Annotated in this window: 15 protein-coding genes; 2 read left to right on the top strand and 13 right to left on the bottom strand. The window is 65.9% G+C overall.

Annotated features, from left to right (window positions below):
• Window positions 1–55: 55 nt before the first annotated feature.
• Window positions 56–1,471 (top strand): tRNA 5-hydroxyuridine modification protein YegQ, encoded by a 1,416-nt coding sequence (gene yegQ, locus HOP58_RS11570; RefSeq protein WP_010628366.1) that lies wholly within the window; start codon window positions 56–58, stop codon window positions 1,469–1,471.
• A 116-nt stretch (window positions 1,472–1,587) separates the two neighbouring features.
• Here yegQ and HOP58_RS11565 read toward each other — a convergent pair whose 3' ends face one another.
• The 6 genes from HOP58_RS11565 to HOP58_RS11540 form a co-directional block, all read right to left on the bottom strand.
• On the bottom strand, window positions 1,588–3,150 hold the full coding sequence (locus HOP58_RS11565; RefSeq protein WP_010628367.1) for a GGDEF domain-containing protein: 1,563 nt from the start codon (window positions 3,148–3,150) through the stop codon (window positions 1,588–1,590).
• A gap of 79 nt (window positions 3,151–3,229) precedes the next feature.
• Window positions 3,230–3,466, bottom strand: a complete 237-nt coding sequence (locus HOP58_RS11560) for a DUF2789 domain-containing protein (protein WP_010628368.1) — start codon at window positions 3,464–3,466, stop codon at window positions 3,230–3,232.
• 99 nt (window positions 3,467–3,565) lie between these two features.
• Window positions 3,566–4,618, bottom strand: a complete 1,053-nt coding sequence (locus HOP58_RS11555) for an asparaginase (protein ID WP_234260345.1) — start codon at window positions 4,616–4,618, stop codon at window positions 3,566–3,568.
• Window positions 4,619–4,697: 79 nt separating this feature from the next.
• Window positions 4,698–5,891 carry an efflux RND transporter periplasmic adaptor subunit gene (locus HOP58_RS11550; protein WP_234260344.1) on the bottom strand — a complete coding sequence of 398 codons (1,194 nt, stop codon included), beginning with the start codon at window positions 5,889–5,891 and terminating at the stop codon, window positions 4,698–4,700.
• A gap of 30 nt (window positions 5,892–5,921) precedes the next feature.
• On the bottom strand, window positions 5,922–8,285 hold the full coding sequence (locus tag HOP58_RS11545; RefSeq protein WP_234260343.1) for an FtsX-like permease family protein: 2,364 nt from the start codon (window positions 8,283–8,285) through the stop codon (window positions 5,922–5,924).
• 14 nt (window positions 8,286–8,299) lie between these two features.
• A complete protein-coding gene (locus HOP58_RS11540) occupies window positions 8,300–9,049 on the bottom strand; it encodes an ABC transporter ATP-binding protein (protein ID WP_234254557.1) in 750 nt (249 codons plus the stop codon).
• Window positions 9,050–9,149: 100 nt separating this feature from the next.
• Here HOP58_RS11540 and HOP58_RS11535 point away from each other — a divergent pair, with 100 nt between their 5' ends.
• The gene (locus HOP58_RS11535) at window positions 9,150–10,040 is read left to right on the top strand and encodes a DMT family transporter (protein WP_234260342.1); all 891 of its coding nucleotides are present in this window, start codon (window positions 9,150–9,152) and stop codon (window positions 10,038–10,040) included.
• 9 nt (window positions 10,041–10,049) lie between these two features.
• On the opposite strand, the gene HOP58_RS11530 is transcribed toward HOP58_RS11535, so the two are convergent.
• The 7 genes from HOP58_RS11530 to HOP58_RS11500 form a co-directional block, all read right to left on the bottom strand.
• Complete coding sequence (locus tag HOP58_RS11530) at window positions 10,050–11,264, bottom strand: MFS transporter (protein ID WP_234260341.1); 1,215 nt, start codon at window positions 11,262–11,264, stop codon at window positions 10,050–10,052.
• A complete protein-coding gene (locus HOP58_RS11525) occupies window positions 11,254–11,802 on the bottom strand; it encodes a hypothetical protein (RefSeq protein ID WP_234260340.1) in 549 nt (182 codons plus the stop codon). Before HOP58_RS11525 ends, HOP58_RS11530 begins: the two co-directional genes overlap by 11 nt.
• 126 nt (window positions 11,803–11,928) lie before the next feature.
• Window positions 11,929–13,248, bottom strand: coding sequence for a DEAD/DEAH box helicase (locus tag HOP58_RS11520; protein WP_234260339.1), 1,320 nt, complete (start codon window positions 13,246–13,248; stop codon window positions 11,929–11,931).
• Window positions 13,249–13,402: 154 nt separating this feature from the next.
• A complete protein-coding gene (locus HOP58_RS11515) occupies window positions 13,403–13,930 on the bottom strand; it encodes a helix-hairpin-helix domain-containing protein (protein ID WP_010628377.1) in 528 nt (175 codons plus the stop codon).
• An 80-nt stretch (window positions 13,931–14,010) separates the two neighbouring features.
• Window positions 14,011–14,598: an ABC-type transport auxiliary lipoprotein family protein gene (locus HOP58_RS11510; RefSeq protein ID WP_234260338.1), complete on the bottom strand. Its 588-nt coding sequence runs from the start codon at window positions 14,596–14,598 to the stop codon at window positions 14,011–14,013.
• A gap of 58 nt (window positions 14,599–14,656) precedes the next feature.
• Complete coding sequence (pqiB, locus tag HOP58_RS11505; RefSeq protein ID WP_234260337.1) at window positions 14,657–16,333, bottom strand: intermembrane transport protein PqiB; 1,677 nt, start codon at window positions 16,331–16,333, stop codon at window positions 14,657–14,659.
• Window positions 16,330–17,676, bottom strand: coding sequence for a paraquat-inducible protein A (locus tag HOP58_RS11500; RefSeq protein WP_010628380.1), 1,347 nt, complete (start codon window positions 17,674–17,676; stop codon window positions 16,330–16,332). Before HOP58_RS11500 ends, pqiB begins: the two co-directional genes overlap by 4 nt.
• Window positions 17,677–17,686: the final 10 nt, after the last annotated feature.

The raw sequence follows: 17,686 nt of genomic DNA, 5'->3' as shown, positions 1-17,686 counted from the left end.
TTTGTCGACAGCGGAAATGGCGCAGTGCTGCATCGTCCTGAAAACGGTGACTCCAATGAAAGCTCCCGAACTGCTCTCCCCGGCGGGGACGTTCAAGAACATGCGCTACGCCTTCGCCTATGGCGCCGATGCCGTCTATGCCGGCCAGCCGCGCTATTCGCTGCGCGTGCGTAACAACGATTTCAAGGTCGAGAACCTGCACAAGGGCATCGCCTACGCCCACGATCGGGGCAAGCAGTTCTACGTGGCCTCCAACATCGCGCCGCACAACAGCAAGCTCAAGACCTATCTGCGCGACATGGAGCCGGTGATCGAAGCCGGCCCCGATGCTCTGATCATGTCCGACCCGGGCCTGATCATGATGATCCGCGAGCGCTGGCCGGAGCAGGTGATCCACCTTTCGGTGCAGTCCAACGTGGTCAACTGGGCGGCGGCCAAGTTCTGGTACAAGCAGGGCATCAGCCGTATCATCCTGTCGCGCGAACTCTCGCTGGAAGAGATCGCCGAGATCCGCGCCGAGTGCCCGGAGCTGGAGATCGAGACCTTCGTCCACGGTGCGCTGTGCATCGCCTACTCGGGGCGCTGCCTGCTCTCCGGCTATTTCAATCACCGCGACCCCAACCAGGGCACCTGCACCAACGCCTGCCGCTGGAAGTACAACACCGTGGCGGCGGCCCAGGACGAGACCGGCGATCTGGTACCGGCCAACTCCGCCGCGGCCCATGCCGCAAGCGGCGTGTGGACGCCCGGCCAGAACGGATTGATCGCTTCGGGCAGCGGTAGCACGAACTACAGCACGGCGACGGCCGGCGGTGTGGAAGGCCAGGACGAGCTTTCCGCTCTGATCGAGGACGCCACTCGCCCCGGTGAGCTGATGCCGATCTTCGAAGACGAGCACGGCACCTACATCATGAACTCCAAAGACCTGCGCGCCGTCCAGCACGTGCCTAGGCTCACCGAGATGGGTGTCACCTCGCTCAAGATCGAAGGCCGCACCAAGTCGCACTACTACGTGGCACGCACCGCTCAGGTCTATCGTCGTGCCATCGACGACGCCGTGGCCGGCCGACCCTTCGACATGCGCCTGATGGACGAACTCGACAATCTGGCCAACCGCGGTTACACCGAAGGCTTCTATCGTCGCCATGTCCACGACGAGTACCAGAACTACGAGCGCGGCAATTCGGTCGGGGTGCATCAGCAGTTCGTCGGCGAGGTGACCGGCTACGATCCGGATCGCGGCATGCTGGAGGTCGAGGTCAAGAACCGCTTCGAGGTGGGCGACGGCATGGAGCTGATGCTGCCAGGGGGCAACCGTCGCTTCGCTCTCGAGCACATCGAGAACAAGCATGGAGAATCGGTCCAGGCGGCACCGGGCTCGGGCCATGTGGTGCGCATCCCGGTGCCGGGCGAGGCCATCGCGCCGGAGCGCATCGAATTCGCGCTGCTGATGCGTGACCTGAAAGGGTAGGCGCTGCGGGATTTCATCCCGTAGACGGAAGAGGGCGGCCCGATGGCCGCCCTTTTCGTAGGCGTGTCGTATCGTGTATCGCACGAATCGAGACGTGCCAGGCGAGTGCCGGCCACTCAGGCGTTGGGCTCTGACTCCTCATAGTGCCCCACGCCGTCACGGCCGTCGTGCTTGACTCCGTACATGGCCTGGTCGGCGGCATCGACGAGGGCGGCGGCGCTTTCGAACTCCCCGTCTTCCATATCGACGATGCCGATCGAGGCGGTGACGTGCAGCGGCTCGCCTTCGGCCTGGGTCAGCGGCTGGCTGGCCAGGTATTCGCGAATGCGCTCGGCCAGTATCCCGGCCTGCTCACGGCGTGTATTGGGCATGATCACCAGGAACTCCTCACCGCCGTAACGCCCCGCGATATCGCTTTCGCGCACCATGTTGCTCAGCGCCGCGGCGAAATGGATCAGCACTTCGTCGCCGAAGCGATGCCCGAAGCGATCGTTGATGCGTTTGAAGTGGTCCAGATCGATGAACATCACCGAGAGCGTCTGATGAGCATGCTTGGCCAGCTCGAAATGTTGCGCGAGGCGCTTCTCCAGCCACGGGCGATTGGCCAGCTGGGTGAGGTGATCGGTACGGTGCTGCTCGTCCAGCACGACGTGGCTGGCATGCAGCGCCTCCAGCTCCCGCTGCTGCTCGGCCAGGCGAAGGGTCATGCGCAGGTTCTGCTCGAACAGCAGCTCCTTGGCTTCGGCGAGCAGGTGCGTGCTGTCGATGGCGGGGGGGCAGGTGATCTCGAACAATCGAGCCAGAGAAGGCAGGCGGTGCTGAAGCTCCTGCATTACCGTCATCAGCATGACGATGTCCAGCGAGGCCAGTGAAGCGAGCTGGCGCAGCAGGGCGCTGAAGGCAGAGGCGGAATCGGCAGCGAGCCAACAGTCGGCAATACGGCAGGAGAGCCGCAGGCAGAGCTTGCGTGCATCGCCGTCGACCAGCGGGCCGTGGCTGTCGATGATGCCTTTGGCAATCGTTCCCGGCACTCCCCAACTGGCGGCGAGCCAGGCGCCGACCAGGGCGTGGTCGCAGCCGTAACACTCGAGCTCTACCTCGCTCAGGCGCTGGTGTTGGCGTATGTCAGGAATGCTGGCGATGTAGAGGTCGCCATCGACGGCGGCAAAGGTGAGGATGCCGATGTCCTGAAGCAGTGCCGTGGTGAACAGTTGAGGTGCCTCGTGGGGGCACAGGTGTTCGGCCAGCTCCTGGGCGGCAGTGGCCGCAATGATGGCACGCTGACAAAGGTATTCGTGATCCAGCCCGCTGTCGCTTCTGTGCTTGGGCAGGCCGAAACTCAGGGCAACCGACAGGGTGGCGTCCAGACCGATGCGCGAAACGGCATCGAGACAGTTGGATACCGGGTTGCCGCCTCGCGCGTAGAAGGCACTGTTGGCCATGGACAACAGCCGCAGGGTAAGTGCCGGGTCCTGTTCGATGATCCGGGCGTAATCGGCGAGTCGAGGCTCCGGGGAGCGTGCAATGGTAATGACGCGGGCCGCTGCGGCCGGCAGGCTGGGCAGTATGCGGCAGTCGGCCAGGCGTGAAAGCAGGGCTTCCGGTATAGGGGGGATATCAAGATCGACGGGTTTGGTAATGCCAGAGGCTTCCGCAGTCGATATCCTATCGATCGGCATACTGTTCCCCGCCTGAGAGTGTTCTGATTGTTATCGCGCCAAGATTAGCAGAATGCCCTTGGGACGAGCGTTTGAGTCGTTAATCCTTCCTCAACGATGCGTCGAGGTGATCGACCACTTCGGCCCAGTCGGCATCCTCTTCGAGTGCTGCATGAAGAAAGGCTGCCTGGGCCTGATTCCAGAAGGGCGCTTCATAAAGCGCCAGCGTTGGTGGCAGCGGCGAATGTCGCTCGATGAAAGCCTGGATCGAGGCCTCGTCGGAGGGTAGGCCGAGCTGCTCGAATAGCTCGGTGAAGGGATGTACGGGATGTTCCATGATGACTCCTCGGACGCTTTCGCTTCGTTACACTCAACTTAGCCCGGTGGCGGTGGAACGCCAGCCTAGGGCGGCGCGACGCTCACCGCCCCCCGAGACTCAGCGCTCACCCACCAGAGGGGTGAGAAACAACCGGCGACGCTCGGCGGTATCCAGCGGCAGTGCCAACAGGTGCACGAGTTTGGCGATGGCGGCCTCGGGCGTCATGTCGTCGCCCGAGAGCACCCCGGCCTCGATGAGGCCCTGGCCGGCGGCATAACGACCGGGTGCGATGCTGCCCCAGCGGCACTGGCTGATCGCGGCGAGCAGCTTGCCCTCACCGCTGGCCTTGGCCAGCACGCCAATCAACTCGGGGTCTGGTGGGATGTTGCCACCACCCCACACTTCGAGCAGAGCGCCCTGGACCCTGTCGTCGCCCAGCCAGGCTTCCAACTGCCATGCCTGAATGCCTGGCCACAGGGCGATACGTGCCACTCCCCCCTCGGCCAGCGGTGAATAGTCCGGCAATTCGAAGCGCGGCGCACCGCGCTGCTGGGTTTCCAGGCAGCGCGCGGGATAGAGCACGACATCTTCGCCGACTTGCTCACCCAGCAGCGGATAGTTGGGGCTGGCGAAGGCGTCGTCGTTCTCACTGTGGGTCTTGCTCGAACGTACGCCACGCAGCAGGTGTCCAGCGAAGGCCACGGCGACTTCCTGCAGCTCTGGCCGGGCGGCAAAGCGCAGCGCCAGTTCGATGTTGGCCAGTGCGTCGCTACCCTCGGCTTCGAGTGGATGCATGGCACCGGTGACCACCACCGGCCGGTCCAGGCCCTGCAACTGGAAGGCAAGGCTCGAGGCGGTCCAGGTGAGGGTGTCGGTGCCATGCAGTACGACGATGCCGGCATGGTGGCCTATGCGATCGGCAATGGTTGCCGCCAGTCGCTGCCAGTCGAGGGGTGTGGCGGCACTGGAATCGATGGGAGCGGCCACCGAATGGATCACGAATTCGGGCAGTTGACTCCGGCGGCTCGGTGGCAGGCCGTCGAGAGCGTGTCGCAGTCGGGTTTCGATGTCGCCAGCCGGTACCAGACCCTCGGCGCTGGGCATCATTCCCAGAGTACCACCGGTGTAGAGCACCAGTACGGGGCGGTCGGCAAAAGGGGGGGCGATCATGGCAGCTCCTGGAGATGGCGTTCGTCACGGGCATGGCAAGGCGCCCTGATAACGATCATACCCAGTGTTGCGTTCGATCTCACTCATCTGGTGCAACGCGGATGCCTTCGCTCACCCGCTCGCCGGGGTGCGTGATCACGACCTCGCCTTCCGTCAGACCGGCAACGATCTGTGAAACCAGGCCCTGACGGCGACCCGTCTCCACGCTGCGCAGCGAGGCGCGCCCCTCTTCGATGACGAAGACCGCCCACTCGCCCCGGTGGCGAAACAGTGCACTGGTGGGAATCTGCATCACCTCCTCGGCTTCCCAGATCACGAACTCGACGTCGACCCGGTAGCCACTGCCGATGCCCAGTTCGCCGCGGTCGAGTTCGCCGGCGAAGTCCACGATCACCGGTACACGTTGCTCGTCCACGCCCAATGCCGAGGTGCGCGTGAACCCGGCGGGCGCAATGCGCCTGACGCTGCCGGCCAGCGGCTCACCGCCCCAGCCGGTGATCACGACGTCGAGCCCCGGGTGTAGCCTCACGGCATCCATCGAGAGCAGGTCGACCTGAATCTCCAGGTCGGCGAGGCGGCCGAGTTCGAGGATCGGTTCGCCGGCGCTCACACTGCCCTCGCAGCAGCGATAGCGAGTCAGCACCAGGCCGGAAACCGGAGCGTGCACCTGCAGCACCGGCTGATCCGCCTCGCTGCGCTGGCCGATGGCCACGGCCAGCAGGGCCCGGGCGCTCTCCACCTCGACGCCGGAAGCCGCGGAATTTTCCAGCGCACGCAGCCGGTCGCGCTGATTCTGGCGCTGCTCCAGTTCGGCGGTGGAGATCAGGTTGCGCTGGTGCAGCTGCCGGTAGCGCTGATACTCGGCCTCGGCAAAACGGCGGTCGGCGCGGGCCGTTTCCAGGTTGGCTTGAGCAGCCTGGAGACGGGCCTGAGCGGCTTGCAGATTGTCCTCGGCCTGCTGCCGTGTGCGCACGTCCAGTGCCGGTGCGGGGCTGGGTTCGAGCTGGAACAGCACGGCGCCTTCCTCGACGCTGTCGCCCACCTCCAGGTCGACGCGCTGCAGATAGCCGGCGATGGGAACCGAGACGTTCCAGGTCTCACGCAGCTGGGTGCGTCCCTCTTCGACCACCGAGTCGACGAAAGGACCAACTCTGACGTGAGCCGTGTTGACCGGTACGGGCGAGGGGAGCAGTGCCCATGCCAGCATGCCGAGCAAGCCGGTCCCCAGCAGGATCCAGAGCAGGTAGCGGATCCAGGTGCGGCGTCTATTCATTCCATCCCCCATGAATGCATTGTGCGACCGTTACTCGACGGCCTTGAGCACGCGAATCTTGTCCAGGCGACCCAGCCGACGGAAGACGAGCGCAGCGACCAGCAGGGAAGCGACCAGGACACCCGCCGCGGCGAAGCCGAAGGTGTGCGGTGTGAAGACCAGCGGTATGCGGAACAGATCGTGACTGAAGGCCCGATGCAGCAGGTGACTGAAAAAGACACCGATGGCCCAGCCCAGAGGAATCGCTGCCAGGGTGAGCAGGGCGATCTCGCCGAGCAGTATCCTCGCCACCTCCGCACGCGTATAGCCTAGTACCTGCAGGGTGGCGAGCTCCCGCGCGCGTTCGGCGAAGGCGATGCGGGCATTGTTGTAGACCACGCCGAAGGCGATGGAGGAGGCGATACCGACGAAGATCACCGCCACCATCAGCAGAGTCTCGTCCATGTACTCGCGAACGCCTTGCTCGGCTTCGGTCAGCAGGCCGATGGAGGCCACTCTCGGCAGCTCCCACAGGGCGGCATGCAGGTCGGCCGTATGCTCGGCATCCACCAGCAGCCACGCACCGCTGATGGCGGGGCCTTCATGCATCAGGGCATTGAGCGCGCTCAGCTCCAGGTAGGCGCCGACGCCCAGCGGTTCATCCACCAGCGCCGTCAACGGCAGCGACAAGCGCTGCCGACGCCCCTCCATGACCGCTACCTCCAGGGTGTCGCCGACCTGCGCGTCGAGCAGCTCCGCAAGATGGCGCGTCAGCATCACGCCGGTTTCCGGCAAACGCTGCGGGCGGCCTTGTCCATCGAGTACCTGGCGCATGCCCGGCTCCCGCGCCATGCCCAGCAGGCTGGTGCGATACTGACGATGAGCGTGGATCAAGGTCACCGGCACCCGCCGCCAGGTCTCCACCGCCAGCACGCCGGGCAGGTGGCGCAGCTCGCCGGCGGCGCGGGCCGGTGTCGGCTCGTTGAAGGTGAGCTCCATGTCCATCTGCAGCACCTGGCGGTATTGCTGGTCGATCATCGTGTCGACCGCAGCCAGCTGATAGGCACCGATCACCAGCAGCCCCGCCGAGAGAGCGATCCCTACCACCGAGAAGGCGGCCTTGAGCGGATGGCGGGCGAGATTGCGCAGCACGATGCGTCCTTCGTTGCCCAGCAGTGGCGCCGGAATCAGGCGTTCCAGCCAGCTGCGGCGAAAACGGTGCGGTGCCGGCGGACGCATCGCTTCGGCCGGTGGGCGACCGACGGCTCGCCATACGGCGTGCCAGGTTCCGGCCAGGGCGGCGAGCAGGGTCACCAGCAGCGACAGCGCCAGTGCCCAGAGCGGCACGCCGAAATGCATCTCGGGAAAGCGGAAGTACTCGCGATAGATGCCCGCCAGACCGCTGGCCGCCCAGCTTCCCAGGGCAACCCCCACGACCCAGCCGAGCAGGACGATGGCCGCTGCCAACAGGCCGTAGTGGCGGGCCAGCTCGCTGTCGCGATAGCCGAAGGCCTTGAGTACGGCCAGCTGCTCGCGCTGGGTCTGGATGATGCGCCCCATCACCACGTTGAGCAGAAAGGCCGATACCGTCAGGAAGATCGCCGGCAGCACCGTGGCGGTAATGCGCTGTTGGTTCAGCTCCTCCTCGATGAAGCGATGTGACTGCTGGTCATGGCGGGTCTGGGCGCCGATGGCACCGTAGCGGGCCAGCACCAGATCCAGGGCATCGACCACCTCGGCTTCGCTGGCGCCGGCTTGCAGCGTCAGGGTCAGGCTGTTGAAGGCGCCCTCCATGCCGTAGGCCTGGGCCAGGGCGCGCTGGTTCATCCATAGTACGGCATAGCGATGATAGTCCGGCATCAGGTCCGTGGGGGCTACCTGGTAGAGAAACTCAGGGCTCAGGCCGATGCCGGATATCGTCAGTTGGGTGTGGCGTCCGTTGACGATCGCTTCCAGTCGATCCCCCGGCGCTAGACCATGTGCCTCGGCGAAGGCGTCCGAGACCACCACCTGATCGTCGCGGCCGGCTTCCGGCAGGCTACCCGCCTTCAGATACAGATGATTGAGCAGTGGCTGGCGTCCGTCGGGCAATGACAGCAACTGACCGCGCACGGGATCGCCATAGCCTGGCACCGCCAGGCGCACCGCGGCGCGTACCCGGGGTTCGATCAGGTTGACCCCTTCGAGCTGTTGCAGCTGTGCCTGCAGGCCGAGCGGGGCGCGTTTCAGCTCGACGAAGAGTTCGGCAAAGTGATGACTGGCGTAGAAGCGGTCGCGGGCGCCCGTCAGCGACTCCAGAGTGGTCACGGCCAGAATGAGGGTCATGACGCCGCTGGCGATGACCAGCGCGATGGCCAGCGCCTGGCCCTTGAGGCGCCACAGGTCGCGATAGAGTTTGCGGTCGAGTGTCTTCATGGCACAGGCCGCGGCTACCAGCGCAGCTCTTGCGGCCGGCGCCGCTGCGCATTGGCCTGCCAGTCATCGACCCTGCCGTCGCGCAGGCGAATGATGCGATCGGCCATGTCTCCAATGACCTCGTTATGGGTGATGATCGCCACCGTGGTGCCGGTTTCCCGATTGATGCGTTCGAGTACCTCGAGCACGCGGATGCCGGTCTGGAAATCGAGAGCGCCGGTGGGTTCGTCACACAGCAGCACTTCGGGCTGTTTGGCCACGGCGCGGGCGATGGCCACTCGCTGCTGTTCGCCACCCGAGAGCTGGGAAGGGAAGTGGTCGAGCCGGTGCTCCAGCCCCACCAGCGCCAGAGCCTCTTCCGGGGGCAGAGGAGTGCGGCTGATCTCGGTGACGACGGCGACATTCTCCCGCGCCGTGAGGCTCGAGATCAGGTTGTAGAACTGAAACACGAAGCCCACGTGGTGGCGGCGAAAATTCGTCAGCTCGCGTTGGCTGGCCGTGGCCAGGTTCAGGCTCGGGGGTTCATGTGAGCCCTCGCTGCGGCGGGGGTGATAAGAGAGCGTGCCTTCGCTGGGGCTGTCGAGTCCGCCAAGGATGTTGAGCAGCGTCGACTTGCCCGAGCCGGAAGCGCCGAGCATGACCACCAGTTCGCCGGCATGCAGTTCGAGGTCGATGCCGCGCAGCGCCTGGATGGTCATTTCGCCCATCTGATAGAAGCGCTTCAAGCCACGTGCGTGAAACACCACCTCGGCCGTCTCGTCCATTGTTTCCCTGCGTGAGAGAATGTATCGGTGAAGAAAGGCTAGCACGGCTTGGTAAGGTGGAGTGTTTGACCGGGATCAATGAATCAAAGGGGGAGAGGGCATGGCGCGGCCTGCATCGCACTGGCTGTTGCTGGTGGCGCTGGCAATCGTATGGGGCAGCTCGTTCGCGCTGACGAGAATCGCCGTGGCGGAGATGACGCCGGCGATGCTGGTGGCTGGGCGCAACGCCATCGCCGCCGCCGGGCTGCTGCTGCTGGTTTGGGGGCTGCGCCGCGCTTGGCCGCGCGGGCCGCGAGTCTGGGGCTTCATGCTGGCCATCGCCGTAGTCGGCAACATGATGCCGTTCCTGCTGATCAGCTGGGGGCAGCAGCGTATCGACAGCGGGCTGGCGGGCATTCTCATGGCCGTGATGCCCTTGCTGACCCTGGTGCTGGCGCATTTCCTGGTGAGCGGGGAGCGCATGGTGCCGCGGCGCCTGGTGGGCTTTCTGATCGGTTTCGCGGGGGTGCTGCTGCTGATCGGCCCCACCGCGCTGCGGGAGCTGGGCGGCCGCGGCGAGACGCTGCTGGCCCAGTTGGCCGTGCTGGGCGGGGCGGTGTGCTATGCGGTTAACGCAATCGTTTCTCGCCACAAGCCGGCCAGCGACCCCTGGTCGACCTCGGCGCTGGTGCTGGCCATGGCCTGGCTGCTGACGCTGCCGCTGGCCGTCATCACCTGGCCCATCGACACGCCCGCCATGCCGGTGCTGTCTCCCGCAGCGCTATGGGCCGTTGCCGTGCTGGGGCTGATCTGCACCGCGCTGGGCAGCGTCATCTACTTCACTCTGGTGGCCGCCGCCGGACCCACCTTCCTGTCGATGATCAACTACCTGATCCCGCTCTGGGCGGTGTTGATCGGGGCGCTGTTCCTGGGCGAGCGCCCTGAGTGGAACCATCTCATCGCCATGGGCTTGATCCTGGGTGGGGTGGCCTGGTCGCAACGCAGGGTATGAGCCCGCGAGTCAGCGAGTGACCAGACGCCCCTCGGCATCCACGTCGAGACGCCGATTGCGACCGGCCAGCAGGGCGAAGCCGGCGGCCACGGCGACGATGGAGAGCAGTACGCCGGTCATGGTCGACATGCCGACTTCGAGCTGCAGCAGGACCCCCACTGCCAGCGGCCCCATGGCGGCCAGGGTGTAGCCGCCGCCTTGCGCCAGGCCGGAGAGCTTGCCGGCCAGACGGGAGTTGGCCGTACGCAGTACGATCAGGCTGAGGGCAAGGCTGAAGCTGCCGCCCTGACCCAGCCCCAGCAGCACAACACCGGGCCAGCGCCAGTTCTCGCCGGCCTGGAGCAGCAGCCACAGCCCCGCCGCGATGCAGCCCAGTACCAGCAGCAGTGCCGGTCGCTGGTCGCGGCTCAGGCGTGCCAGCCAGGGTGCACCCAGCGCCGAAATCAGCTGCACCATCACCGAGGCGCCCATCATCCAGCCGGCCTCTGCCTCGCTGTACCCACGCGCCTGGAGCAGTGTGGGCAGCCAGCCGAAAACGATGTAGGCCAATGAGGACTGGCTTCCCATCAGGATCATCACCTGCCAGGCCAGCGGCTGTCCGAGCAGCTCGCGCATGCTGCCGCCGGTAGCGGTGGCAACCTGGGAGTGAGGAGCACGTGGCATCAGCGTCAGCCACGCGACCAGTGCCAGCAGCGCCAGCAGCCCCCAGCTCATCAGGCTAAAGCGCCAGCCGCCCAGCAGATCGGCCAGCGGAATGCTCAGGCCGGCGCCAAGGGCGCCACCCAGGCACAGCGCCATGGTGTAGACGCCGGTCATCAGGTCCGCGCCGCCGGGAAGCTCGCGCTTGACCAGGGCCGGTAACAGCGTGCCGGCGATACCGATGGCGGCCCCGGCCAACAGGGTGCCGAGAAACAGCAGCGGCAGGGTGGGTAGGCCACGCAGCAGTAGCCCGGCGATCAATATACCGAGCGCCAGGGCCAGGGTGTTCTCGGGACCTGCCCGCTTGGCCAGCCAAGGCGCCAGGGGCGCGAAGATCCCCAGGCACAGCACCGGCAGCGTGGTCAGCGCGCCAATTGCCAGCGGCGTCAGGCCGGTATCGGCCTGGACACGCACCAACAGGGGGGCGAGCGACGACAGGGCCGGCCTCAGGTTGAGACCGACCAGTACCATGAGAAAGAGAAACAGGGCGATGCGTCGCGAGTCGAGTCTGGCCTCAGTCGTCATGACCTCGCCACTTGTCGGAGCGGATGCTGGAGCGGTGTGGTGCAGACGGTTCGTCTTCATCGCGTCGGGCGATCAGAGGGTGCTCGTTGACCCCGGCAGGGTCGAAGTTGACCTGGCCGGGGTCGGTGGCGCCTTGTACTTGGCGGCGAATGTCGGAGACGTCTTCCACGCTGACCAACTGCTCCTGGTCGTTGAATACCTGCCGCTGAGGGGTGAGTCGGCCTTCGAAAGTCCAGCAGCGCTGCGGTGCCTGTGCCACGTACCAGCGGCGCCCCTGCCAGTGGGCATGGCCCTGCTCGTCCAACTGCAGGGCTTCCAGCGGAACCAGGGCGGCAAACAGCCTGGCGTTGAGCACCAGGCCGCCGCCCGCCATGTTGACTGCACCCTGGTAGCGGCCGGCATGGAGATCTTCGATGACACTGCTGCGCTTGGCTTGTGGCTCGATGCTGCCCTGGCCGCACAGGTGCAGCAGATTGTCATCGATCTGCTTGATGACCCAGACCGGAATGGGTTGCTTTCCGGTCAGCCATTTGAGCATGCGCGCGTCTCCTAGTTACGCCATTACGCCAGACAGTGTTACTCCAGGTCGTGTTACGCCAGACCGCCGACTGTTCAGTTGGGCGTATACGATCCCACAATCGCCGCTTTCGACCAAGCCTGGCCGTCAGGCGCGACGCGTGCGCTGGCCGCGGCTGCGCCGGCGACGCGGCGCCTGAGCGTCGCCGTTGGCGGAATTTCCGCTGCTGTTGCGCTGGCTTGTCTGGCCGCTGCCGGCACCCTGGCGTGGCTGTCCCGAGCGTCCGCCGCGGCGATTGCGACCGTTCTCGATCGGCTCCGGCTTGGCATTGGGATCGGGCTCGAAGCCGGGCTCGATGCGCTTCTCCAGATCGCGCTTGATCAGACGCTCGATGCCCTTGAGCAGGCCGTGTTCGTCGACGCAGACCAGCGAGATGGCCTGACCTTCGCTGCCGGCACGGCCGGTACGGCCGATACGGTGGACGTAATCCTCGGCCACGTTGGGCAGCTCGAAGTTGACCACGTGAGGCAGCTCGCTGATGTCCAGGCCGCGGGCGGCGATATCGGTGGCCACCAACACCTGCAGATCGCCGCTCTTGAACGAGGAGAGCGCACGGGTGCGGGCCGACTGGCTCTTGTTGCCATGGATGGCCATGGCCGGGATGTCCTGCTTGGAGAGCTGCTCGGCCAGGCGGTTGGCGCCGTGCTTGGTACGGGTGAAGACCAGTACCTGATGCCAGCCGTGCTGGCTGATCAGATGCGCCAGCAGCTCGCGCTTCTTCTCGCGGTCGACACGATAGATCGCCTGATCGACTGTTTCCGCGGTGGTGTTGCGGCGAGCCACTTCGATGCGCGCCGGATTGTCGAGCAGCTTGTCGGCCAGGGCCTGGATCTCGTCGGAGAAGGTCGCCGAGAACAGCAGGTTCTGGCGCTTCCCGGGCAGCAGGCGCAGCACTTTCTTGATGTCGTGGATGAAGCCCATGTCGAGCATGCGGTCGGCTTCGTCCAGCACCAGGATCTCGACACGGGAGAGATCCACGTGCTTCTGCTGCTGCAGGTCGAGCAGGCGGCCGGGGGTGGCCACCAGCACGTCGAGGCCGGGGCGGATGGCATCCACCTGGGGCTGCTGGCCGACACCGCCGAAGATGACATGGCTGGTAAGGGTAAGGTGGCGGCCGTAGTCGGACACGCTCTCGCCCACCTGAGCAGCCAGCTCGCGGGTGGGCGTCAGTACCAGTGCGCGCACCTGGCGCTTGCCGGGGCGCGGGCCGTCGGCCAGCCGCTGCAGCATCGGCAGGGTGAAGCCGGCGGTCTTGCCGGTGCCGGTCTGAGCGCTGGCCAGCAGGTCGCCGCCCTTGAGCACGGCGGGAATGGCCTGGAGCTGGATCGGGGTCGGGGTGGTGTAACCCTGGGCCTCGACGGCACTCAGCAGTTCGGCACGCAGGCCGAGTTCGGAAAAGAGGGTCATGCGGTCTCCGCAGATACGTCTTCGCCGCGCCATGTGCGATCTGCACATGGCCAGTCCCGGGCCAAGACGTGAGAAATTCGGTTCAGGGGCGCGGCAGGAGGGACCACGAGTCGCCGCGTGCCGGCATTATGCCAGCTTATGGTTCGCACTGCAGCTATTCTGCCCGGGTTTTCCTCATGGCTTCGAGTTCGCGCTTGAGTCGGGCGAGAACGGCTGCGTTCAGCCCTTCGATGTCATCGAGTGCATCGGGTTCCCATTGACAGAGCCGCTCGGGATCGCTGATGCCGTGCAGGAAAAGCACTTCGGCGCTTGCCGGGCCGATGCCGTCGAACTGGGTGAGCCCTTTTGCATGACGAGCGAGCAGCGTACGTCGCTGCGCCTCGTCCAGATGCTGCCAGCCGCCACGCCGGTACAGGTCGCAGGCCAGTCGATCCAAGCCGAGTCGCAGGCGTTGCACGAGCGGGCCGGTCACCTGGGAATCGAACTCTGCCAGGGCCGTATCGAGCTCATCGAGACATTCGACGCTGGTCAGTAGGCTCTCGACGGCTTGCTGCGGGGAGTCCGCGTCGAGGGCAGCCAGCAGGTCATGCTCCAGCCGCCTGACGAGGCTGAGCAGCGTCTCGGCAGTTTCGTGCTCGATGGCGGAGTCCGTGGGCGTCGAGGTATCTGTCTTGGCCGACATGGTTCGTCCTTGCAAGCGTTTCGGTTCCAGTACCGGGTCCGGCTCTATGAGACTAGGCGATAACTACCGCTCCTACACGCCTAACGATAGCGCACGACGCCATCGGCGATCTCGCTGGCCACCCGGTCCCAACTGCGCCCCAGGGCGCGGACCAGGGCAGGGTAGCCGTCGTCTTCGAGCTGCGTCTCGACATGGAAGCGCTCCATGGCCAGCAGGCGGCCGTCCGCTGCCAGCAGCTGCCACTGTCCACTGGCGATGGCCAGGCCGTCATGACGTCCCTGGAAGCGATCCACCTCGAGGCGCAGGCGCAGGGCCTCGCTGCGCCCGAGGCTGGCCTCGTCGCGCATGATGCGGGTATCGGGCAGATGCTCCGCCAGGCGTGCCCTCAGGCTGCGCTCCAACTGGCGGCCCAGCGGCTCGGCCCACAGGTGCTGTCGGGCGGCGTTGAGCGAAATGTCGTCGAGCTGCAGCACGATGCCGTCGACGTCCAGGTAATGGGCCAGCCGCGGCGGCTGCACGATCAGCAGGTGACCCGCCGCAGGGCTGCCGCCCGACGGCGCCGCGGCACTGTCGGGCAGCATGTAGCGGTTGGCCGGGGTGGTGGAGGTGGCGCAGCCGACGAGCACGAGCAGGCTCGTCAGCAGCGCGAACCGGGACATCCACTTCATGCAGCTCTCCGTTTCAATGGGTTGCGTTCAACATCGTTCACTGGCGTCTGCCTCTCGTTCAGTTGCCTCGCGGCGCTCTCGGCACCGGATCCTCGGTGTCCAGGCTGTCGAACAGCAAGGCGCGAGGATTCTCGTTGAGCGTGCGCGTCACCGGCTGCAGGTCGCGCATCAGGCGCTCCAGGCGCTCGGCGGTGGCGGTCAGCTCGCGATAGGCGCTGGAGTCGGGCGAGAGGCCTTCCAGCGTCTCGCGCAGCGCTTCCAGCGAGGCATTGAGGTTGCCCGGCAGGCTGCGCGTGCCCGGGTCGTCGAGCATACCCTGCAGCGAACTCGTCAGGCCGCGCACTTCGTCCAGCATCGCCTCGGAGGCGCTCAGGTTGCGCTCGAGACCGGCCAGCAGCGGCTCGACTTCCAGTGCGTTGAGCTTGTCCAGCAGCGCGGTGATCTGAGATTCGATCTGGGCGAAGCCGGCCGAGGTGGTGGGGAAGACCGTACGCTCGCTGAAGGTCTCCGCCACGTATTGCGCCGCCTCGTCGCGGTAGAAGTTGATGTCGACGAACATGGCGCCGGTGAGCAGATTGCCCGACTTGAGCGAGGCGCGCAGGCCGGTACCGAAGAGACGCTTGAAGCGTTCGTCCCACTCTTCGAGATCGAGCTGCTGATTCTCGATGCCGAGTCGCTGCGGTTCGATGCGAATCAGCACCGGAATGGCGAAGCCGTTGCGCGTGCCCGGTTGCTCGGCAGTGAACTGCCAGGGTACGGCGGCCACGGTGCCGACGCGTACGCCGCGGAATTCCACCGGCGCACCTCGGGAGAGCCCACGCACGCTGTCCTCGACCAGCAGCACGTACTCAAGGTAACGGTTGAAGGTGCCCTGGCGGGCACTCTCCTCGTCGGCATAGAGGTTGAAGGTGGCATCGTTCTCCACCGGCCTGCCGCGCGGCAGGTCTTCCGGCTCGCCGAAAGTGACGCCGCCGCCGAGCAGGGCTTCGAGCGACTCCACGTTGACGCGGATGCCGTCGGCATCGAGACGCAGGTCGATACCGCTGGCCGACCAGAAGCGGGTGCTGTCTGTCACCAGGCGGTCGTAGGGGGTCTCGATAAAGACACGCTGATGCATGCGCCGCGCATCGGCATCGAAATCGACTTCCTCCACGCGGCCCACGGTGTAGCCCTGATAGGTCACCGGATCCCCCGGGCGCAGCGAGTTGCCGAGCTGACTGATCAGGTTGATGCGCAGTCCTGGCGCATCGGCGGAGGCCACGGGCGGCTGGTCGCTGACCTGAAACTCGCGCTGGCCGGGCTCGCCGCTGCCGGGCTGGAGCTGAATGAAGGCACCGGAGAGCACCGTGCCCAGGCCGCTGATGCCCTCGCGTCCGATGCGTGGTTTCACCACCCAGAAGCGGCTGCCTTCGGTGAGCATGGCGTCGGTATTGGGCGCCATGCGTGCCGTGATCACGGTATGAGAAAGATCCTCGGAGAGCTGCACGCGCTCGACCCGGCCCACCTCGACGTTACGGGTCTTGATCAGCGTGCTGCCGGCCTCGATGCCCTCGGCATTGCTCATGGTGAGGGTGATCAGCGGGCCCCGGCTGCGGTAGTTGTCATAGACCAGCCACAGCCCGATCAGGATCGCCACGATAGGCACGATCCAGATCGGCGACAGGCGTCGCTGCGGGGTGGCTCTGGCACGGTGCATGTCGCGGGTGGCCCCGTCGTCACGAGGGGTATCGCTCATCCAGAGGTTCCTTGCGTAGTGTCCGGGTCATGCGCCGGGGGCGTGTCCCAGATCAGTCTTGGGTCGAAGGTCATGGCGGCCAGCATGGTCAGTATCACCACTGCACCGAAGGCCAGCGCCGCGGGGCCGGGGGTGACCGACATCAGCGAACCGGCACGAATCAGGGCCACCAGGATGGCGACCACGAAGACGTCGATCATCGACCAGCGACCGATGAACTCGGTGACGCGATAGAGCCAGGTGCGGCTGGCGGCATTGAGCTCGCCGCTGCGCTTGACCACCAGACACAGCCAGGAGAGCGCCACCAGCTTGCCCACGGGAACGATCACGCTAGCCACGAAGATCACCGCAGCGACCGGCCAGGAGCCCATCTGGATCAGCTCCACCACGCCGCCGATGATGGTCGAAGGGCTACTGTGGCCCAGGCTGGTGGTGGTCATGATGGGGTAGACGTTGGCCGGTATGTACATCAGAGCGGCAGTGGCCAGCAGAGCCCAGGTGCGTTGCAGGCTGTGCGGCAGGCGGGCGCGCAGCCGTTCGCCGCAGCGACTGCAGTGGCCACGCCCGTTGGCATCTAGCCGGTTGACCAGGCCGCAGGTGGGGCAGCCAGTCAGACCCTGTGCGGCGGCGGTGGTTCCGGTACGGGCGCCCTCAGGCGCCTGGGGCTCGCCGGCCAGCGAAAACCACATCCAGTCCGAATCGATCGACTGGGTGGTGAACAGCAGCAGCAACGCGAAGGCGCAGAAAGCCCAGAACGAGAGTCCCAGTTCGATCTGGGCCAGGCCCGCCACCTTGATCAGGCTGACCAGCGCCCCGATGATGAAGACGTCGGCCATCATCCAGGGGTTCAGATGGGCCAGAGAGCGGGCAATGGCACGGCTGGCAGGAAGCGGCTGGCCCTGCAGCAGGCCCAACTGCAGCCAGATCACGCCGAGCAGGTAGAGCCCAGGCAGCACGGCGATGGTCAGGATCACTGCAATGGCGACCAGCGGCTGGTGAAAGCCGATCAGGGTGGTGGCCGTTTGCGTCAATTCGATGCGGTTGCCGATACCCCCTGCGTTGAAGCTGACGAAGGGGAAGGAGATCGCCAGCAGCAGGGCAACCATGGCCGCCAGCGCCAACGCCATGCTGCGCTGAGCCGGACGATGGTGACGCGTAGCCAACGTGTGGCCACAGCGAGGACAGTCCGCCTTCTGGCCAGGCCGCAGCGGCGGCAGGGCCACCAGCCAATCGCACTCGTGGCAGGCGCGCAGGCGTCGACGCGAAGTACGTACCTCGGGCGGTGCCTGGTCGACCTGAGGTTCACCGGGAACGGGCAGAAAGCGGAGGGGCTGATTGAGCACTTGAGCGACG

It is taken from the genome of Halomonas sp. MCCC 1A11062 (assembly GCF_021404355.1).
GTDB lineage: Bacteria > Pseudomonadota > Gammaproteobacteria > Pseudomonadales > Halomonadaceae > Halomonas > Halomonas aerodenitrificans.
Note: the sequence above shows the minus strand (reverse complement) of the source record. Positions and strands in the feature narration are given on the sequence as shown.

Excerpts from the sequence above, each read along its gene's own strand:
- HOP58_RS11545 (WP_234260343.1), bottom strand. The coding sequence starts at position 8,285 with ATGAAGACACTCGACCGCAAACTCTATCGCGACCTGTGGCGCCTCAAG.
- yegQ (WP_010628366.1), top strand. The coding sequence starts at position 56 with ATGAAAGCTCCCGAACTGCTCTCCCCGGCGGGGACGTTCAAGAACATG.
- pqiB (WP_234260337.1), bottom strand. The coding sequence starts at position 16,333 with ATGAGCGATACCCCTCGTGACGACGGGGCCACCCGCGACATGCACCGT.
- HOP58_RS11510 (WP_234260338.1), bottom strand. The coding sequence starts at position 14,598 with ATGAAGTGGATGTCCCGGTTCGCGCTGCTGACGAGCCTGCTCGTGCTC.
- HOP58_RS11565 (WP_010628367.1), bottom strand. The coding sequence starts at position 3,150 with ATGCCGATCGATAGGATATCGACTGCGGAAGCCTCTGGCATTACCAAA.
- HOP58_RS11540 (WP_234254557.1), bottom strand. The coding sequence starts at position 9,049 with ATGGACGAGACGGCCGAGGTGGTGTTTCACGCACGTGGCTTGAAGCGC.
- HOP58_RS11515 (WP_010628377.1), bottom strand. The coding sequence starts at position 13,930 with ATGTCGGCCAAGACAGATACCTCGACGCCCACGGACTCCGCCATCGAG.
- HOP58_RS11555 (WP_234260345.1), bottom strand. The coding sequence starts at position 4,618 with ATGATCGCCCCCCCTTTTGCCGACCGCCCCGTACTGGTGCTCTACACC.
- HOP58_RS11560 (WP_010628368.1), bottom strand. The coding sequence starts at position 3,466 with ATGGAACATCCCGTACATCCCTTCACCGAGCTATTCGAGCAGCTCGGC.
- HOP58_RS11550 (WP_234260344.1), bottom strand. The coding sequence starts at position 5,891 with ATGAATAGACGCCGCACCTGGATCCGCTACCTGCTCTGGATCCTGCTG.
- HOP58_RS11530 (WP_234260341.1), bottom strand. The coding sequence starts at position 11,264 with ATGACGACTGAGGCCAGACTCGACTCGCGACGCATCGCCCTGTTTCTC.
- HOP58_RS11525 (WP_234260340.1), bottom strand. The coding sequence starts at position 11,802 with ATGCTCAAATGGCTGACCGGAAAGCAACCCATTCCGGTCTGGGTCATC.
- HOP58_RS11520 (WP_234260339.1), bottom strand. The coding sequence starts at position 13,248 with ATGACCCTCTTTTCCGAACTCGGCCTGCGTGCCGAACTGCTGAGTGCC.
- HOP58_RS11535 (WP_234260342.1), top strand. The coding sequence starts at position 9,150 with ATGGCGCGGCCTGCATCGCACTGGCTGTTGCTGGTGGCGCTGGCAATC.